The organism is Nocardioides carbamazepini, assembly GCF_024614185.1.
Classification (GTDB): Bacteria; Actinomycetota; Actinomycetes; order Propionibacteriales; family Nocardioidaceae; genus Nocardioides; species Nocardioides carbamazepini.
On the sequence record NZ_JAHTLF010000016.1, the window covers coordinates 389,494 to 408,356 of the forward strand.

Annotated in this window: 15 protein-coding genes and 1 pseudogene; 13 read left to right on the top strand and 3 right to left on the bottom strand. The window is 71.5% G+C overall.

Features of this window, described 5'->3' with window-relative positions; translation table 11 throughout:
* The first annotated feature begins 198 nt into the window (after positions 1-198).
* Complete coding sequence (locus KVF89_RS14625; RefSeq protein WP_257426537.1) at positions 199-1,461, top strand: FAD-dependent oxidoreductase; 1,263 nt, start codon at positions 199-201, stop codon at positions 1,459-1,461.
* 116 nt (positions 1,462-1,577) lie between these two features.
* Positions 1,578-3,074 carry an aldehyde dehydrogenase family protein gene (locus tag KVF89_RS14630; protein ID WP_257426539.1) on the top strand — a complete coding sequence of 499 codons (1,497 nt, stop codon included), beginning with the start codon at positions 1,578-1,580 and terminating at the stop codon, positions 3,072-3,074.
* 29 nt (positions 3,075-3,103) lie between these two features.
* On the opposite strand, the gene KVF89_RS14635 is transcribed toward KVF89_RS14630, so the two are convergent.
* A complete protein-coding gene (locus KVF89_RS14635; protein ID WP_257426541.1) occupies positions 3,104-3,895 on the bottom strand; it encodes an IclR family transcriptional regulator in 792 nt (263 codons plus the stop codon).
* 155 nt (positions 3,896-4,050) lie between these two features.
* Between KVF89_RS14635 and KVF89_RS14640 the strand changes: the two genes are divergently transcribed.
* Genes KVF89_RS14640 through KVF89_RS14670 form a run of 7 tightly spaced genes read left to right on the top strand, consistent with a single transcriptional unit; the run spans position 4,051 to position 14,104 of the window.
* On the top strand, positions 4,051-5,145 hold the full coding sequence (locus tag KVF89_RS14640) for an ABC transporter permease (RefSeq protein ID WP_257426543.1): 1,095 nt from the start codon (positions 4,051-4,053) through the stop codon (positions 5,143-5,145).
* A gap of 41 nt (positions 5,146-5,186) precedes the next feature.
* Positions 5,187-6,344, top strand: coding sequence for a sugar ABC transporter substrate-binding protein (locus KVF89_RS14645; RefSeq protein WP_257426544.1), 1,158 nt, complete (start codon positions 5,187-5,189; stop codon positions 6,342-6,344).
* Between the two features lie 5 nt (positions 6,345-6,349).
* Positions 6,350-7,897, top strand: a complete 1,548-nt coding sequence (locus tag KVF89_RS14650) for a sugar ABC transporter ATP-binding protein (protein WP_257427611.1) — start codon at positions 6,350-6,352, stop codon at positions 7,895-7,897.
* A gap of 30 nt (positions 7,898-7,927) precedes the next feature.
* The gene (locus KVF89_RS14655; RefSeq protein WP_257426546.1) at positions 7,928-10,117 is read left to right on the top strand and encodes a hydantoinase/oxoprolinase family protein; all 2,190 of its coding nucleotides are present in this window, start codon (positions 7,928-7,930) and stop codon (positions 10,115-10,117) included.
* Positions 10,114-12,261: a hydantoinase B/oxoprolinase family protein gene (locus KVF89_RS14660; RefSeq protein WP_257426548.1), complete on the top strand. Its 2,148-nt coding sequence runs from the start codon at positions 10,114-10,116 to the stop codon at positions 12,259-12,261. The genes KVF89_RS14655 and KVF89_RS14660 overlap by 4 nt, the downstream gene beginning before the upstream one ends.
* A complete protein-coding gene (locus KVF89_RS14665) occupies positions 12,258-13,391 on the top strand; it encodes an iron-containing alcohol dehydrogenase family protein (RefSeq protein WP_257426550.1) in 1,134 nt (377 codons plus the stop codon). The genes KVF89_RS14660 and KVF89_RS14665 overlap by 4 nt, the downstream gene beginning before the upstream one ends.
* Entirely contained in the window at positions 13,388-14,104 is a 717-nt protein-coding gene (locus tag KVF89_RS14670) for a class II aldolase/adducin family protein (protein WP_257426552.1), read from the top strand. Before KVF89_RS14665 ends, KVF89_RS14670 begins: the two co-directional genes overlap by 4 nt.
* Before the next feature lie 12 nt (positions 14,105-14,116).
* Here KVF89_RS14670 and KVF89_RS14675 read toward each other — a convergent pair whose 3' ends face one another.
* Positions 14,117-14,824, bottom strand: coding sequence for a TetR/AcrR family transcriptional regulator (locus KVF89_RS14675; protein ID WP_257426553.1), 708 nt, complete (start codon positions 14,822-14,824; stop codon positions 14,117-14,119).
* A 68-nt stretch (positions 14,825-14,892) separates the two neighbouring features.
* Here KVF89_RS14675 and KVF89_RS14680 point away from each other — a divergent pair, with 68 nt between their 5' ends.
* The 3 genes from KVF89_RS14680 (at position 14,893) to KVF89_RS14690 (ending at position 16,914) form a co-directional block, all read left to right on the top strand.
* A complete protein-coding gene (locus tag KVF89_RS14680) occupies positions 14,893-15,648 on the top strand; it encodes an SDR family oxidoreductase (protein ID WP_257426555.1) in 756 nt (251 codons plus the stop codon).
* An 88-nt stretch (positions 15,649-15,736) separates the two neighbouring features.
* A complete protein-coding gene (locus tag KVF89_RS14685) occupies positions 15,737-16,066 on the top strand; it encodes a Cif family virulence factor (protein WP_257426557.1) in 330 nt (109 codons plus the stop codon).
* A gap of 50 nt (positions 16,067-16,116) precedes the next feature.
* Positions 16,117-16,914 carry an NAD-dependent epimerase/dehydratase family protein gene (locus KVF89_RS14690; RefSeq protein WP_257426558.1) on the top strand — a complete coding sequence of 266 codons (798 nt, stop codon included), beginning with the start codon at positions 16,117-16,119 and terminating at the stop codon, positions 16,912-16,914.
* Between the two features lie 22 nt (positions 16,915-16,936).
* Here KVF89_RS14690 and KVF89_RS14695 read toward each other — a convergent pair.
* Positions 16,937-17,335: pseudogene (locus tag KVF89_RS14695) on the bottom strand (alpha/beta hydrolase); the annotation flags it as partial.
* A gap of 513 nt (positions 17,336-17,848) precedes the next feature.
* Between KVF89_RS14695 and KVF89_RS14700 the strand changes: the two are divergent.
* Positions 17,849-18,841 carry an NADP-dependent oxidoreductase gene (locus KVF89_RS14700; RefSeq protein ID WP_257426561.1) on the top strand — a complete coding sequence of 331 codons (993 nt, stop codon included), beginning with the start codon at positions 17,849-17,851 and terminating at the stop codon, positions 18,839-18,841.
* Positions 18,842-18,863: the final 22 nt, after the last annotated feature.

Consider the following 18,863-nt stretch of genomic DNA (forward strand, 5'->3'; position numbering starts at 1 on the left):
GGCAAGTCTCCACGTCGCTCCGCCTTCTGCCCCTCAGAATTCCCTGTCCCGCCCCTGTGCTGTCAGCGACCGTTGCCGCATGACTTCGATGGACACCCCCGTGCGGTTGGCGGCGATTCCCGGACCGGCCGGCCGTCCGCACACCCTGACCGACGTCCCGGACCTCGGTCCGTGGCTCTGACCGCGGGAGGAACCCCCATGAGCACGACATCGACCCCGGACGTCATCATCGTCGGCGGCGGAATCGGCGGCCTCAGCACCGCCTTCGCGCTGACCCGGCGCGGCCTCGCGGTCCGCGTCCTCGAGCAGGCCCCCTCCTTCGGCGAGGTCGGCGCGGGCATCCAGCTGGCGCCCAACTGCACGCGGATCCTCGGCGACTACGGTCTGCTCGACGAGGCCAAGGAGCTCGGGGTGGTGCCGACGGCCATGGTCATGCGCGACGCGGTCGACGCGACCGAGCTGACGCGTCTCGATCTCGTCGACCTGGAGCGGCGCTACGGCTTCCCCTACCTGGTCATCCACCGCAGCGATCTGCACGCCCTGCTCCTGCGGGCCTGCCAGCGGGTCGGGGTCGAGCTGGTCACGGAGGCCCACGCGACGTCGTACGAGAACACGGATGCGGGAGCCCGTGTGATGCTAGCGAACGGCGGCGTCCACGAGGCCGGCGTCGTGATCGCGGCCGACGGCCTGCACTCCGTGGCCCGAAGGCTCCTGGTGGACGACGAGCCGGTCTCGTCGGCCTACGTCGCCTATCGCGGCACGGTCCCGGTCGCGGAGACGGCCCAGCGGGCGATCGACCTCTCCGAGGTGGTCGTGTACGTCGGCCCGGGCTGTCACTTCGTCCACTACGGCCTGCGCGGCGGCGAGCTGCTCAACCAGGTCGCCGTCTTCGAGTCGCCCAAGGCCCTGGCCGGCGACGAGGACTGGGGCACGCCCGACGAGCTCGACGCCGCCTTCGCAGCCACCTGCGACGCCGTCCGCGACGGTGTCCCCCACATGTGGCGGGACAAGTGGTGGCGCATGTACGACCGCGACCCGATCATGAATTGGGTGCACGGCCGGATCGCACTGCTCGGCGACGCCGCGCACCCGCCGCTGCAGTACATGGCACAGGGCGCGATCATGGCGATCGAGGATGGCTGGGTGCTGGCCGAGCACGTCGGCCGCCATCGCGCTGCGGACGGGAGCGTCGAGTGGGGCGCCGTCCTCGCGGCGTACGAGGCGGTGCGTCCCGAGCACTGCCGGCGGGTCCTCGCCACGGCCCGGGCGTGGGGGGAGCTGTGGCACCTCGATGGGACGCCTCGGCTCCAGCGCAACGTCCTGCTCAAGGCCCGTGACATCCACGACTACGCCTACACCGACTGGATCTATGGCCCGACCGCCTTGGTTCCCGAGGACGAGCCGGCGATGTACCCGCTCATGCCGCTCTCGGCCGCGGCGGACGTGGCTGGCGTCGGCTGACCCGACTTCTGCGGTGGGGAAAGTACTCCCGGTCAGATTCTGTCCTGCGCGAAGGTAGGACGGCACCGGGCGTCCGGCCCGCGGCTCTGCTTGTGGAGGAAGAGATGAACCGAGCTATGTCCGTCCCCGAAGTCCGTGCGCCCCGTGCTCGCTCGGCTGAGATCGCCGCGCTGGTCGGGCGCGACTGGCGGCTCCTGATCGGCGGCGCGCTGGTTCCGGCCACGGCGGGGGCGACCTTCTCGGTGAGCGATCCGTTCACCCAGGAGGTCATCGCGGAGGTGCCCGATGCCGCGCCGGCCGATGTCGACCGCGCGGTCGAGGCGGCCGCGGCGGCACTGCCGGGGTGGCGGGCGACGACGGCGCTGCGCCGGGCCGAGCTGGTCCGGCAGTTCGCCGATCTGGTCGAGGAGCACGGCGAGGAGCTGGCGCTGCTCGACACCGTCGACGCCGGCTCACCGATCTCGAACGCGCGCTTCGACGTCGAGATCGCCCTCGGACAGATGCGGATGTATGCCGGATTCGCGCTGGAGATGAAGGGGGCGACCATCCCGGCGAGCGCGAACCTCCACCTGACGGTGCGCGAGCCGGTCGGCGTGGTCGCGAAGATCTTCCCCTACAACCACCCGCTGATGTTCGCCTGCCGGATGGCGGCCCCGCTCGTGGCCGGCAACCCGGTCGTGGTCAAGCCACCGGAGGCCGCACCGCTCTCGACGCTGCGCCTGGCCGAGCTGGCCGACCAGGTGTTCCCTCCGGGGGTCGTCAACGTCGTCGTCGGCGACGGGCCGGAGGTGCCCGACCGGATCGTGCGGCACCCGGCGGTACGCCGGATCGGCTTCATCGGCTCCGAGCCGACCGGTCGCGCGATCCAGCGCGCCGCGGCCGAGAGCGGCGTCAAGCAGGTGACCCTCGAGCTCGGCGGCAAGAACGCGATGGTCGTCTTCGAGGACGCCGACCTGGAGAAGGCGGCGGCCGGGGCGGTCGCCGGCATGAACTTCACCTGGTCGGGGCAGTCCTGCGGCTCCAACTCCCGGCTGCTCGTGCACCGCTCGCTGCACGACCGGCTCGTCGACCGGGTCGTCGCGCTGGTGGAGGCGCGCACCGTCGCCGATCCGCTCACGGAGGGCTCGGAGCAGGGCACGATGATCAACCGCGCCCAGTTCGACAAGTCGATGGCCTACCTCGACGTGGCGCGCGAGGAGGGGGCGGTGGTTCGGACCGGTGGGGGTCGCCCCGCCGGCGAGGAGTTCGCCGACTCGCTCTTCGTGGCGCCGACAGTGCTGGTCGACGTCGCCCCTGGATCCCGGATCGCCCGCGAGGAGGTCTTCGGCCCGCTGCTCTCGGTGATCCCCTTCGACACCGAGGACGAGGCGGTCGCGATCGCCAACAGTGTCGAGTACGGCCTCACCGGCAGCGTCTGGACCAAGGACCTCGACCGGGCGGTGCGCGTCGCCCGGGCGCTGGAGGCCGGATTCGTCTGGGTGAACGGCTCGTCCCAGCACTTCCTCAACGTCCCCTACGGCGGCGTCAAGGCGTCGGGCGTGGGCGGCAAGGAGGAGTGCCTGGAGGAGCTGCTCTCCTATACCGAGGAGAAGGTCATCAACATCATGGTGTGAGGCGGTGGCCGGCGCCGGCGCCGCGAGGGTCAGAGCCCGAGGGCGGCGATGTCCACCTGCAGGTCGTGCTGGCTGGCCATGATCAGCTGGATCGACTCCGGCGCGAGCAGCTCGGTGAAGCGCGCCGACGGGGCCGACACCGACATGGAGGCGATCGCGCGGCCGGTCGCGTCGCGCAGGGGTACGGCGATCGCGCTGACCCCCTTCTCGGTCTTCTGGTTGGTGGTCGCGAAGCCGTTGCGCCGGCAGGCCCGGAGCTCTCGGAGCAGCGCGGCGAGATCGCGGTCGCCGAGGGCGTCGCCCATCGCGTCGGCACCCTCGCTCTGATAGAGCCTGCGCAGGGTGTCGTCCGCCAGGTCGGCGAGCAGCGCCTTGCCGCCGGCCGAGGTGCTGGCCGGCAGCACCGCACCCATGCGCGACACGATCCGCAGCGTGCGGTTGCCCTCCTGGCTCCACAGGAAGTGGATCTTGGTCCCGACCCGGACGACGAGGTTCGCCGTCTCGCCTGTGCGGTTCGACATCAGCTCGAGGTGCGGAACGGAGACGTCGCGCAGCTGCCGGGTCCAGGACAGGCCGACCGGGCCGACACCCAGCGCGAGGCCGGGCCGGTAGGCCTTGGACTCGTCCTGCACCGCGAAGCCGTGGAAGACGAGCATCGACATCAGCCGGTGGACGGTGGACTCGGCGACGCCGAGGTCGCGGGCCGCCGTGCGCAGCCGCAGCTCGCCGTGGTCGCGCAGCATCTGGATCAGCCGCAGGGCGCGGTCGACCGAGGAGACCATGTAGGCCGGCACTTCTCGCGACTTCTCAGGCTTCTGCATCCCAGAAGTATCTGGTCTTGGTTTCTGCAAGGCAACACAGTTGAGGAGCAAGCGTGACGGGCGTCACTCCGTTGGTCCGGGCCGATCACGGCCGCCCACGGACGTCCGTGCCGCTTGCTCTCGGGACGCCCACCACCACGGACGGATGACGTCGCGTGCCCACGAAGGAACGAGGTACCTCGATGGACAACGGCACCCCGCTCGGTGCGTCCACGACGCTGCCGGTGCGCCCCGAGCCCGCCGCGCAGGCACCGTCGGCACCGGACACCCCCCGCGCCCCGCGGCGCCGCAGCGCCGGATGGCGCTCGCTCGGCTACCGCTACGGCATCGTCGCTGTCTGGGCCGTCGAGATCGCCGTCTTCGCCGCGCTGGCGCCCGATACCTTCCCGACGGCGGCCAATGTCACGTCGCTGCTGAGCTCGCAGGCGGTGCTCCTCATGCTCGCCCTGGCGCTCGTCCCCACCCTGGTCACCGGCGAGATCGACCTCTCGATCGCCGGCACGATGACGGTGGCCGCCACCGTGACCGCCCAGCTCAACGCGGTCGAGGGACTCAACGTCTGGCTCGCCGTCCTGGCCGGTCTCGGCGCCGCGGTCGCGGTCGGCCTGGTCAACGCCTTCCTCGCGGTGAGGATCGGGGTCGAGAGCATCATCGTCACGCTCGGCATGGGCACCTTGCTGGTCGGACTGTCGGTGTGGCTGAGCGACTCCCTGACGATCAGTGGTGTCTCGCCCGACCTCGGCAACCTCCTGAACACCCAGCTGCTGCGGGTCAACACGGCCTTCTTCCTCGCGATCGGCGTCGGTGTGGCGATGTGGTTCGTCTACCGCCACACCGTCTTCGGCCGCGGCGCGGTCTTCGTCGGCAAGAACGCCGAGGTCGCGCGGCTCTCCGGTCTGCCGGTCAGCCGGATCAAGGTGCTCAGCTTCGTCGGCACGGCCTTCCTGGCGGGTGCCGCCGGCATCCTCGTGGTCGGGATCGCGGGCGGCCTCCAGCCCACGTCGCTGCAGACCCTGCTGCTGCCCGCCTTCGCCGCGGCCTTCCTCGGCTCCGCGATCGTGGAGCCCGGCACCTCCAACCCGATCGGCACCATGGTCGCCGTCCTCTTCCTCGCGACGGGGATCAGCGGTCTCGTGCTGGTCGGCATGGACCCCTGGATCCGCGACGTGTTCTACGGCGCCGCCGTCGTGGTCGCCGTCACCGTCTCGCGCATCGCCGCGATGGCCGCCCCCTCTGCGGGGCGTCCGTGAGCTCGGGCCACAACCCACCTCACCATTCCAAGGAGAAGTCGATGTCCTCAGCACCACGGACCGCCGGCAGGGTCGCCGCGGCCCTGTCCGCCGCCGGCCTGACCGCGGCGCTCGCCGCCTGCACCACGCCCGCCGACACCGCGAGCGGCGGCACCGGCGGGGACGTCCCCCAGGCCGTCACCGACAACGTCGCCGCGCACACCGGCCCGGTCGAGGCGTCGTACGCCGGTCCGGCCTTCGACGTCAGCGCGCTGCGCGGCAAGACCGTGTGGTGGGTGACGCAGTACGCCGGCAACCCGTTCCTCGCCAGCATCGGTCGCAACCTCACCGAGGCGCTGGGCAGTGTCGGTGTCGAGGTCACCACCTGCGACGGCAAGGGCAACCCGGTCGACGCGAACGCCTGCATCCAGCAGGGGATCGCGCAGGGCGCCGACGCGATCCAGGTGGACGGCCCCGAGCCGGCGACCTACGCCGAGTCGCTGACCGCTGCCGAGAAGGCGGGCATCCCGGTGCTGTCCGGAGCCGCGGTCGACGTCACCACCACCGACCTGGCCGACGGCCTGGCGGGCCAGACCAGCCAGCCGTTCGGCCTCACCGGCGAGCTGGCCGCGGACTGGATCGTCAAGGACTCCGGCGGCAAGGCCGACGTCCTCTTCCTCACGACGCCGGACGTCGTCGGCTCGGTCTCGGAGCAGGAGGCGTTCGAGGCGCGGATCGAGGAGACCTGCCCGGACTGCTCGCTGACGGTCAAGGGCGTCACGCTGGCCAACTGGGCCAACGACCTCGGGACCACCACCAGCTCGGAGCTGGTGAAGAACCCGGAGCTCACCTACGTCGTGCCGGCCTTCGACCCGATGACCCAGTTCACCAACCCGGCGATCCTGCAGGCCGGCCGCAGCGACGTGAAGGTCGTGACCGTCAACGGCAACCTGCCCTTCCTGCAGGAGCTGGCGAAGGGCTCGTCGATCAAGGCGATGGTCGGCATCGACCTCGACGCGCTGGCCCACCTCGAGGCCGACCAGCTGCTGCGCGCCATGGCGGGCCAGGACACGCTGCCCGACGTCGTCGCGCCGGTGCGGATCTTCGACCAGGACAACGTCGGGGACCTGGACCTGGAGGCGGCCGCCGCCGACGACGGCTCGTGGTACGCCGGCAGCGGCGCCTACGCCGACCTGTTCGCCGGACTCTGGGAGCAGTGAGTCCGATGGGGGCGGTCATCGAGCTGCGCGACGTGCGCAAGTCGTACGTGCCGGGCGTCCCGGTGCTGCAGGGCGTCGACCTCGACGTCCGCGCCGGTGAGGTGACCGCGCTCGTCGGGGCCAACGGCAGCGGCAAGTCCACGCTGGTGAAGATCCTCAGCGGCTACCACGAGCCCGACCGCGGCTCGCGGATCCGCTTCGGCGAACGGCTCGTGGAGGGGCACATCCATCCGGCCCGCGCCCGCGCCGCCGGGGTCCGCTTCGTTCACCAGGAGTCACGGATGGTGGCCGGGATGTCGGTCCTGGAGAACCTCCTGGTCGACCGCCTCGGCACCGCCTCGCTCGGCCGGCTGGACTGGCCGGCCGAGCGGCGCCGGGCCCAGGCCTTCCTCGACGAGCACGGCATCGACGTCGACGTCCGTGACGACGCGGGCGCGATCACGCTGGCCGACGCGGCCAAGATCGCGATCGCCCGGGCCGCCGACCCCGCGAGCGACACCGACCTCCGGGCGCTGATCCTCGACGAGCCGACCGCCGCGCTGGGCCGCGACGACGCCGCCGAGATGCTCGACTGGGTCCGCACCCTGGCGCGCGGCCGCGACGTCGGCGTCCTGTTGATCGGCCACCGGCTCGAGGAGATCCTCGCGACCGCCGACCGCGTCGCGGTCCTCCGCAACGGCAGGATCGTCGCCGACACCCCGGTGACCGAGCTCGATCACGACCGGCTGGTCGAGCAGATCGTCGGCAGGGCGATCGACGCGTACTACCCCGAGCGGGGCGCCGAGACGGGGCAGTCCGTGCTCCAGGTGCGCGACCTGCGCGGCGGGGCGGTGCGAGGGCTCTCGTTCTCGGTCGCGGCGGGGGAGGTGCTGGGCATCACCGGCCTCCCGGGCTCCGGCTTCGAGGACGTGCCCTACCTCCTCATGGATCCCCGGTCCGGTGCGGGCGGCGAGCTGACGTTGGCCGGTCGGGAGATCCGGGTCGCGACGACACCGGTCCGGGCCCGGGTGCAGGCGGGGCTCGCCCTCGTGCCTGCCGACCGCAAGCGACGGGGCCTGGCCACGTCGGTGTCGGTCGCGGGCAACATCGGGCTGCCCCACCTCCGGCGGTTCCGGAGGTGGCCCGGCCTGAGCGCCCGCGCCGAGCACCGGCTCGCCGGCGACGTCGTCCACGAGTACGGCGTCTCGCCGGCCGATCCGGACGCGGTCACCGGCAGTCTCAGCGGCGGCAACCAGCAGAAGGTCGTCATCGGCAAGTGGATGTCGACCCGGCCGCGGGTGCTCGTCGTCCACGAGCCCACCCAGGCCGTCGATGTCGGCGCCAAGGCCGAGATCTTCCGACTTCTCGCCGACGCGGCCGCGGACGGCATGGCTGCCGTCATCGTCAGCGTCGAGTACGACGACCTCGCCCATCTGTGCGACCGGGTGCTCGTCATCGGGTCCGGTCGGATCGTCGCCGAGCTCGCCGGCGACGCGCTCGGACCGGAGTCGCTCGCCACCGCCGCCTACCGCTCGGGGATCGAACCCCTCGCCGAGCCGGCCTCCATGCGTTGAACTAGGAATCGAAGGAACCGAGGAATGACCATGACCACTCAGCACGACAGCGGCCCCGGCCCGGGCCAGGACCTCTACGTCGGCGTCGACACCGGCGGCACCTTCACCGACATCGTGGTGATGGACGCCGTGGGCAGCGTCTATGCGACCAAGGCGCCGACGACGCCCGACTCCCTGGACGTCGGCGTCTTCGACGCCCTCGCCCTGGTCGCCGAGCACCGCGGCGAGACCGTGCGGGAGCTGCTGGCCAAGGTCGTCACCTTCGGGCACGGCACCACGCAGGCGACCAACGCGCTCATCGAGCGCCGCGGACGGCCGACCGGGCTCCTCACCACCCGGGGCTTCGGCGACACGCTGATCATCCAGCGGCTGATGGGCTTCACCGCCGGCGTCCCCGTGGAGAGGCTCGGCGACTTCAGCGAGCGGTCCTACCCCGACCCGATCGTGCCGCGCGACCTCATCGCCGAGGTGCCCGAGCGGGTCGACCACGCGGGACAGGTCGTCCTGCCCCTGGACGAGGAGGCGGTCCGCGTCGAGGTGCGCCGCCTGGTCGACGCAGGCATCGCGTCGTTCGCGGTGTGCCTGCTGTGGTCGTTCCGCCACCCGGCGCACGAGCAGCGGATCGGGGAGATCATCCGCGAGATCGCCGGCCCGGCGGCGTACGTCAGCCTGTCGAGCGAGGTGAACCCGGTGCTCGGCGAGTACGAGCGCACAGCGACCACGGTGCTCAACAGCTACCTCGGCCCGGTCGTCGAGCGCTACCTGGAGAGCCTGGAGGCGCGGCTGCGCGAGGAGGGCCTGGCCGGCCGGTTCAGCGTGCTCAACAGCATCGGCGGCGTGATGAACGCGCGGGACGCGGCCCAGCGCGGCGTCCTCCTGCTCGGCAGCGGCCCCACCGGCGGCGTGCTCGGCTCGCATCACCTGGCCGCGCAGCTCGGGCACCGCAACATCATCACCTCCGACATGGGCGGCACCAGCTTCGACGTCGGCCTCGTCGTCGACGGCAAGCCGGTCGTCAAGGCGGTCACCGAGGTCGCGAAGTACCACGTCGCGACGCCGATGGTCGACATCACGGCGATCGGCGCGGGCGGCGGCTCGATCGCCACGGTCGTCACCGGCAAGCTCCGCGTCGGCCCCGCCAGCGCCGGCTCCTATCCCGGACCGGTCTGCTACCAGCGGGGCGGCACGCAGGTGACCGTCACCGATGCCGACGTCGCCCTCGGCGTGATCGACCCCGACAACTTCCTCGGCGGCCGGATGGCGATCGACAAGGCTGCCGCGGAGGAGGCGATCCGCACCCAGATCGCCGAGCCGCTGGGCATCAGCGTGGTCGAGGCGGCCGCCGGCATCCGCGAGATCGTGGACGCCCGGATGGCCGACACGCTGCGCGAGCTGACCGTCGGCCGCGGGCACGACCCGCGCGACTTCGTCCTCTACGCGTACGGCGGCGCCGGCCCGATGCACTGCGCGGGCTTCGGCGCGGAGCTCGGCGTGGCGTCGATCGTCGTGCCGGCGACGTCGATGGCGCACAGCGCGTACGGCGCACTGAGCGCCGACATCCACCACGGCGCCGAGCGGTCGGAGTCGCTGCGCAGCTCGCGGGCGAGCGCCGCGCCGTGGGAGGAGTTCGACCGCTCGCACGTCGAGGCGATCTTCAAGGAGCTCGAGGCGGAGGTGCTGGCCAAGCTCGCCGGCGACGACGTCGCCGAGGCCGACATCGTGATCGACCGGTCGGTGGACATGCGCTACCGCAGCCAGACCCACGAGCTGATCATCCCGGTGGCCGGCGACCTCGCCGATCCGGACTGCCTGCGCGAGCTGGTGCTGCTCTTCGAGCGCACCTACGAGGAGACCTACGGCAAGGGGTCGGGCTTCCGCGAGGCCGGCATCGAGCTGACCACGTTCCGGGTGGCTGGCATCGGCCGCACGGTGAAGCCGGCCTTCCGCGCATTCGTGCCGCGGACCGATGACGCGGCACGGACCCGGCCGGTGTTCGACGTACGGGCGGGGGACTGGCTCGACGCGGCTGTCGTCGACTGGGACGCGATGGTGCCGGACCGCCAGCTGGCCGGACCGGTCGTTGTCGAGCACCCGACCACCACGGTCTACGTCGCCCACGGCCAGCAGGTGCACGTCGACGCGATCGGCAACCTGCTGATCACCCCCGAGACCACCCCGCAGGGCGGCGCGGCCGCCGGCACGGCAGGAGCAGACGCATGAGCACCACCGCACTCGACCCGATCACCTTCGAGGTGATCCGCAACAAGCTCTCGGCGATCACCGAGGAGCAGGCGATCACCCTCAAGAACGTCTCGGGCTCGCCGGTGGTCACCGAGGCCACCGACTTCAACGTCGGCATCTACCTCGGCGACGGCTCCGTGGTCACGATGGGCCCCCAGGTGCTCTTCCACTCGGGCTCGATGGCCAGCGTCGTCCGCAACATCATCACCGACTGCGAGGACAACCCGGGGATCGAGGAGGGCGACATGTTCGTCCTCAACGATCCCTACAAGGGTGCCCTGCACCAGATGGACGTCACCTTCGTCGCGCCGGTCTTCGCGGAGGGCCGGCGGGTCGCCTGGGTCGGTGCGTGCGCGCACCAGATCGACGTGGGCGGCATGAACTTCGGCAGCTGGAGCCTCGGAGCACGCGGCATCCAGGAGGAGGCCATGCTGCTGCCCGGCATCAAGCTCGTCGAGCGGGGCGAGATCCGGTCCGACCTCTGGGCGATGCTGATGGGCATGACCCGGATGCCCACCACGGTGGGACTGGACTTCAAGGCGATGATCGCGGCCAACAACGTCGCCGCCGGACGGCTCACCGAGCTCTTCGAGCGCTACGGGCTGGAGACGGTGCTGGAGGTGATGGCCCACGAGCTCGACCACTCCGAGCGCGAGCTGCGCCAGGTGCTGGGCGCGCTGCCCGACGGCGTCTTCCGTGCCGTGGACTGGATCGAGCACGACGGTCACGAGAACAAGCTGTACGAGTTCCGGCTCACGGTGACCAAGACCGGCGACGCGCTCGACTTCGACTTCACCGGCACCTCGGAGCAGGCCCCGGGCTTCATCAACTGCACCTGGTCGGGCCTGGTCGCCGGCGTCTTCACCGCGCTGCTGCCCACGCTGGCGCCGAACCTGCGCTGGAACGAGGGACTCCTGCGCCCGGTGTCGATCACCGCTCCGAAGGGCACGGTCGCCAACGCCACGTGGCCGGCACCGGTCTCCAGCGCCACGGTCTCGGCGGTGTGGGTGGTCACCAACGTCTCGTTCGCCGCGCTCTCGCGCCTGGTGACGACCTCGCCGGAGGTGGCGCGGCACGGCGCGGGCGTGACCAAGGGATCGATGAGCGTCATGGTCCTCAACGGCCTCTACCCGGACGGCGACCCCTACGGCACCTTCCTGCTCGACTCCACCGCCGGCGGCGGTGGCGCGTACGGCGACCACGACGGGCTCACGGCCTCGGGCGACTTCTGCGTCCCGCGTCCCGCCATCGCCAATGTGGAGTCGCACGAGGCGGACGGCCAGATCCTCTTCCTCTACCGGGGGATCGTGCCCGACTCGTCGGGTGCCGGCCGGCAGCGGGGTGGGTCGACCGTCGGCCTGGCGCTCACGCCGCACGGCACCGACCAGCTGCAGGCGATGCTGATCGGCCACGGGGTCGAGGTGCCCAACAGCGCGGGCATCTTCGGCGGCCTGGAGGGCTCGTGCAACCGCAACGAGCTGCTGCACCGGGTCGAGGGGGTCTCGCCCGTCGGCCTGGTGCACTCGGCCGCGGACCACGGGGCCTGGGCCGGCGAGCGGGAGGTCATGAACGCCAAGCCGGGCTTCTTCACGCTGCGCCGCGGCGATGTCGTCGCCTACAGCTTCCAGGGCGGCGGTGGGTACGGCGATCCGGTCGACCGCGATCCCGCCCTCGTCGGCCAGGACGTGGCGACCAGGCAGGTCAGCCGCGACTCGGCGTCGGCGATCTACGGCGTCGTGCTCGACGAGCGGCTCGAGGTGGACGCTGCCGCGACCGCCGCGCGGCGTGCCGAGATCCGCGCGGACCGGCTGGGGGAGCCGGTGTCGACCACGGCGTCGACGAGCGACCGGGCCGACCCCGACGGCGCCTGTCTCACACCCGACCTCACGGTGGGCGCGGACGGTCACGTGCGCTGCTCCTGCGGGCACGACCTGGGCGCGGGGCCGGACTGGAAGCGGAGCGCGCGCCGTCGTACCGTCGCGCCGGAGTCACACGGCCCGCTGCTGCGGCTGCACGAGGAGCTCGAGCTGCGCGAGTACGTCTGCCCGTCGTGCGCCCGGCTGCTGGAGTCCAGCGTGTGCCGGACCGGTGCCGCCGACCTGATCACCTCGGAGCTCACATGAGCGCGACCTTCCCGCGGTACGCCGTCCGGACCGAGGTGGTGACCGGGCTGGGCAGCCTGGCCCGCCTCGACGCCCTCGTCGCGGGCTTCGGGCACCGCGAGGTCGCGGTCGTCGCGGACACCGCGCTCGACCGGGCCGGCGTCCTCGACCGGGTGCTCGGCCACGCGCCGGAGGCGATCGTGGTCAGCACGGCCCTGGTCGACCCGGACCCCGACGTCGAGGTGGCCGAGCAGGCCGCAGCCCAGGCCCGGGCGGCCGGCGCGCGCTGCGTGCTCGCCATCGGGGGCGGGTCCGCGCTCGGGGTGGGCAAGGCGGTCGGCATCCGGCTCACCAACGACCAGCGGATCGACGCCTACGAGGGCCGCGACAAGGTGGGCGAGCGGCCGGCGCCGACCATCGCGGTGCCGACCACGGCCGGCAGCGGCAGCGAGGTCTCCAACGCCCTCGTCCTCCACGAGGCCGGGCGCGACAACGAGATCGTCGTCCGCGGGGAGCTCTGCGCGCCGCGAGCGGCGGTGCTCGACGCGACGGTGCTCCGGACGCTGCCGCGCGGTCCGCTCGTCTACTCCGCCCTCGACGCGCTCTCCCACGCGCTGGAGGCGCTGTGGGCCCGCGGCGCGAGCTACTTCACCGCCGCCACCGCGATCCCCGCGGCGCGGTCGATCATCGCGCGGCTGCCCGCCGCGGCCGCGGGGGCCGAGGACGGCCGCAACGCCGCCGGTGCCAACGACGAGGCGCTGCAGGAGCTGCTCGAGGCCAGCTGCGCCGCCAACATGGCCTGCGGCAACAGCGGGCTTGCGCTGGTCCACGCGCTCTCGTCCTCGCCGGCGGTGCGGGTGCCGCACGGGCTCCAGAACGCGGTCCTGCTCCCGCACGTGGCGCGCTTCAACGCGCCGCTGCTGGGCGACGACGTGCTCGCGCTGCTTCCCCTGATCGACACCCTGCTCGACGAGCTCGGCCTGGTGCCGTCGTTCGCCGCCATCGGGCACGGGCCGGTCGACGGCCCGCGCATGCTGGAGGCGAGCACCCGCAACCCGTTCCGCGCCAACAACCTGCGCGCGACGTCCGACGACGACCTGGCCGCGCTGCTCCGCGCGGCCGGCGCCACCTTCGAGGAGGGCCCACGATGACCGATGCGGACCTGCGGATCCAGCTCGCCCAGGCCAACCACATCCTGTTCGACCAGGGCGTGCTCGACGCGTTCGGGCACGTGAGCGTGCGCAGCGCCGAGCGTGCCGACCGGTTCCTGCTGGCGCGCAACATGGCGCCCGTGCTGGTGACGCCGGCGGACGTGCAGGAGTACGACCTCGACGGCATCACGAGCGACCCGGCGCCGTCGTACCTGGAGCGGTTCATCCATGCCGAGATCTATCGCGCCCGGCCCGACGTGCACGCCGTCGTCCACAGCCACTCGGCGTCGGTGATCCCGTTCGGGCTCTCGTCGACACCGCTGCAGGCGCTGTTCCACATGGCCGGGTTCCTGGTCGGCGGCGTCGCCCGGTTCGAGATCCGCGACGTCGCCGGCGACGCGACCGACCTGCTGGTCCGCGATGCCGCGCTGGGGGCCGCGCTGGCCGCCACGCTGGGGGACGCGCCCTTCGCGCTGATGCGCGGTCACGGCTCGGTCGCGGTCGGGGCGTCGCTGCCGCTGGCGGTCTATCGAGCGGTGTACGCCGAGGAGAACGCGGCGCTGCAGCTGCGCAGCCGGCACCTCGCCGACGTCGTACCGCTCACGGACGGCGAGGGCCGCTCGGCCGCGGAGACCAATGCGGGCCAGGTCGGGCGCGCCTGGGACATGTGGCGTCGGCTCGCCGCTCGCCACGACGGGCTCCGGGCGGGCTGAGGCCGCTGGGGCTCAGGCCGGGTCGGTGCCGGCGAGCGTGCTGAGCCACTTGCGCAGCAGGGCGACCTCGGCCCGGCCGAGGTCCTTCTCGGCCCCGGACAGGGCCTGCAGCATCTGGCGGGCCTGCAGGCGTCGGGTGTCCGGGGCGGCCGAGGTCGGTGTCGCCACGCCGGTGATCGCGGCGACCGTGGCGTCGCGCACCTGCGCCGCCAACGCGAGGTCCGGCTCCTCGGCGGTGATGAGGAAGAGGGTCACGCCGACGTTGGCGGCGAGCACGTGGTCGGCCGCCCCCGCGGCCGGCACGGCCAGCCGGCCCTGTGCCTCGGCGTCCCGGCACAGCCGGAGCAGCGCGGCGTGCGGGCCGGCCGCGGCCGCGGGACGGCGGTGCGGGGTCACCTGTCCGTACATCAGGGCGTAGAAGCCCGCGTTGTCGAGGCCGAACCGGACGTGGGCGTCCCAGCCACGCCGGATGTCCTCGACCGGGTCCCCGGTCGGCTCGGTGGCCTTCTTGAGCGACAGGTAGCTCTCGAAGCCGTAGTCGATGACGGCCTCCAACAGGCCGTCCTTGCTCCCGAAGAAGTGGTACAGCGTCGGCAGCTTCACGCCGACCCGTTCGCAGATCGCGCGCAACGGCACGTCCTGGCCCGGTGCGTCGCTGATCAGCGCGGCAGCCGCCTCCAGGAGCTCTTGCCGTGTATCGCTCTTGCGTTCTGCTGTCACATCGATACAGTAGCCACTGAAGAGCGATACAGGAATGCTGTATCGCTGAGATAGGAAGGAAGTGGCCCATGCCCGTCCCCACCCTCGAAGGCAAGAACGTCCTCGTCGCCGCCGGCGCCAAGAACCTCGGTGGCCTGATCAGCCGGCAGGCCGGCGAGGCCGGTGCGAACGTCGCGATCCACTACAACTCCGAGTCGACCCGCCCCGCCGCCGAGGAGACGCTGGCAGCGGTCGAGGCCGCGGGCGGCAAGGGTGTCCTGCTCACCGGCGACCTGACCACGGTCGAGAACGTCGAGCGGCTCTTCGCCGACGCGGCCGCGGCCCTCGGGCCCATCGACATCGCGGTCAACACGGTCGGCAAGGTCCTGCGCAAGCCCATGGTCGACACGACCGAGGCCGAGTACGACGACATGCTCGACGTGAACGCGAAGGCGGCGTACTTCTTCCTCCGCGAAGCGGGCCGCCACCTCGCCGACAACGGCAGGGTGATCACCATCGTGACCTCGCTCCTGGCCGCCTTCACCGACGGCTACTCCACCTACGCCGGCGGCAAGTCGCCGGTCGAGCACTTCACGCGGGCCGCCGCGAAGGAGTTCGCGCCGCGCGGCATCTCGGTCAACGCGATCGCCCCCGGGCCCATGGACACCCCCTTCTTCTACGGCCAGGAGACCCCGGAGAGGGTGGCGTTCCACAAGTCGCAGGCGATGGGCGACCAGCTCACCCGGATCGAGGACATCGCTCCGATCGTGCGCTTCCTCGCCACCGAGGGCGGGTGGATCACCGGCCAGACGATCTTCGCCAACGGCGGCTACACCACCCGCTGACCGGCGACGGCTCACGGGCAGGTCGGTACGGTCCGAGTGTCGATCTGCCCGCGAGCCCGACCGTGGACCCACTACCGAGGAGGACCAGATGACCATCGAGATCCCCGAGCCCGCCGCGTCCATGGTGGCGGCCATCAACGACCAGGACGAGGCGCGCTTCCTCGACTGCTTCACCGCCGACGGCTTCGTCGACGACTGGGGCCGCGTCTTCAGGGGCCGCGAGGCCATCGACGGCTGGAGCAGCCGCGAGCTGATCGGAGCGCGGGGCACCCTGACCGTCGAGTCGGTCAGCACCCCGGAGGACGGAGTCGTCGTGGTGATCGGCGACTGGCGGAGCAGCCACGCCAACGGGCGCAGCCGCTTCGATTTCGCCGTGGCCGGCGACCGCGTCGAGTCGATGACGATCAGCGAGGGCTGACCGGCGCTGCCACCGCCGTGATGTCGGCGTCGTTGACTAGCGTCACTGTCATGAACGAGCTAGGGGGACAACGCTGGGCGGTCACGGGCGCGGCAGGAAACATCGGGCGCGCCCTCCGCGAGTTCCTGTCAACTCAGGCCGTCGAGCTCGTATCAATCGATCTCGCTGAGATCACCGCAGTGTCCATGTCGGATCATCCCGTCCGCGGCGATGTTCGCGATCTCGCCGGTCTGGAGACTGCTTTCGCGGACTGTTCAGGTGTTGTGCACCTGGGTGGCCTCCCCGATGAAGCGGACTTCCACGACCTCGCAGAGGTCAATATCGTCGGCACCTACCACGTCCTCGAAGCGGCGCGACGAGCCGGTGTCAGCCGGGTCGTCTACGCCAGCAGCAACCGGGTGACCGGCTTCTACGACACCGACACGACCGTCGACGAGAGCATGCCCCCTCGCCCTGACGGGTTCTACGGAGCATCGAAGGTCGCAGGTGAGGCGCTGTGTCGTCTTTACGCGGACAAGTTCCACCTCAGCACCATCGTCATCCGGATCGGCAGCTACGAACAAGCGCCGGGATCCGCACGAGAACTACACACCTGGCTCAGTCCTGACGACGCGCTCCGGGCCTTCCAGGCCGCAATGACCGCTCCCCAGCAACACGCCACCTTCTACGCCGTCTCCCAGAACACGCAGCGTTGGTGGAGCCTCGCATCTGCTCGCACGGTCGGATTCGTCCCGGTCGACAACGCCGAAGCTCACGGCGACCACTACTCGGACCTTCCCGCTGGGCAGCCGCAGGGCGGTCTCTACGCCAGCGCGGAATACTCGCTCGACCGGATGCGCACGGACTGACCAGGGACGGGACTGCTTCTTCTCAGGGGCTCTGCTCGAGGTGTGTGAGCAGCAGCTGCGCCACGATCTCGGGCTGCTCCAGCGCGACCGAGTGTCCGGCGCGCGGGACGGTCTCTTCACGTCCTCCCGTGGCCGCCGCGATGTTGCGGCCTGAGATCGGCTGGGGGTAGGCGTGATCCTCGTCGCCCGCGATCGCGAGCACCGGAACCGTCACGCCGTGGAGCTCCTCGTAGATGCGACCCCGGTGGATCACCTGGTAGGCCGCGTCCCCGATCGTGGTGTCCAGCGCCGACATGGAGGAGCGCCAGTGCTCCACCACGGTGTCGTCGCTCGCGAGGCTGGTGTCTCCGAACATGATGTGCAGCAGCGTCTCGACGTTCGCCGCGGCTCCGCCCTGCGCAGCGCGCAGGGCGCGTGCAGCTGGTCGACTTCTGGTCCGACGCCATCGCCTACGAACGCCGGTCCGTCGAGGTCGACCGCGATGGCGAGGACAGCCTGGGTGTCAGCAGGCACGATCCCTCGACCGCGACTCGTTCGTGGACGCTGCCGAGCGGGCGTTCGAGCTCATCGCCCGCGCTGACGCCGGCCGGGCTCACCGGCTCAGGGAACAGGCCGGCGCCCTGGTACGCCACAGTTGTGCGGACCCGGCATACGACCCGGGAGCGCTGGCCCGAGAGCTCAGCCTCTCGTTGCGCACCCTTCAACAGCGACTGAGCCAGGAGGGCAGCTCGCCGGCGGCACTGATCCGCGAGGCCCGACTCGCCGTCCTCGGCGTGAGTGGGACGCCGGCGTCCCGTGCAGGACAGTTTGCAGTATGGTCATACTGCTATGATGGCAAACCAGGCCCCGGAGGGGAGCCATGGCGAGGCATGGCCCGCGAGCACAAGATCGCCGACGACGCCACGTCCACGCGCAAGCATCACCAGGAGACCTCATGAGAGCTTTCGTCGTCCGGCAGTACGGCCCCGACGGGCTACAGCTCGCGGACGTGCCGACCCCTGTGCCGGGACCGCGGGACGTGCTGGTCGACGTGCGTGCCGCCAGCATCAACCCGCTCGACAAGATGGTCCGCAACGGTGAGTTCAAGCAGCTGCTGAAGTACCGGCGACCCTTCGTCCTCGGCCACGACGTCTCCGGCGTCGTCACGCAGGTCGGCTCCGGGGTACGGGCCTTCAAGCCGGGCGACGAGATCTACGCCCGACCGCGAGACCTGAGGATCGGGACGTTCGCCGAGACCATCGCCATCGACGTCGCGGATGTCGCGCTGAAGCCGTCCTCGCTGTCGTTCGAGGAGGCGGCCGCCGTGCCCCTCGTCGCCCTCGCGGCGTGGCAGGCCCTGGTGGAGGTCGCCAAGGTGCGGCCGGGTCAGAAGGTGCTGGTCCACGCCGGGGCCGGCGGTCTGGGCTCGACCGTGATCCAGGTCGCCAGACATCTCGGTGCCCATGTCGCCACCACGGCGCGCACCAAGGACGTCGACAAGGTCCGTGCGCTGGGTGCGGACGAGGTCGTCGACTACACGCAGCAGGACTTCGCCGAGGTGCTGTCCGGGTACGACGTCGTCCTCGACTCGCTCGGGCTTGCCAGCCTTGAGAAGTCCCTGACCGTCCTGGCGCATGGCGGCCTCGCGATCAGCGTCGTCGGACCGCCGGACCCGGACTTCGCGTCCCAGCTCGGGAAGCCGCTGCTCAAACCCGTCATGGCGCTCCTCAGCCGCAAGCTCCGGCGCCGGGCCCGCAAGATCGGTGTGCGTTACGCCTTCTTCTTCATGCGGGCCAGCGGTGCCCAGCTCGCTTCCCTGGCCGCGCTCTACGACGACGGCACCCTGCGGCCCGTGCTCGACCGGGCGTTCCCGTTCGACCGGACACTCGACGCGATGGCCTACGTCGAGCAGGGCAAGGCGAACGGCAAGATCGTCGTGACCCGGTGAGCAGGCTCGCGTCCGAGCACAC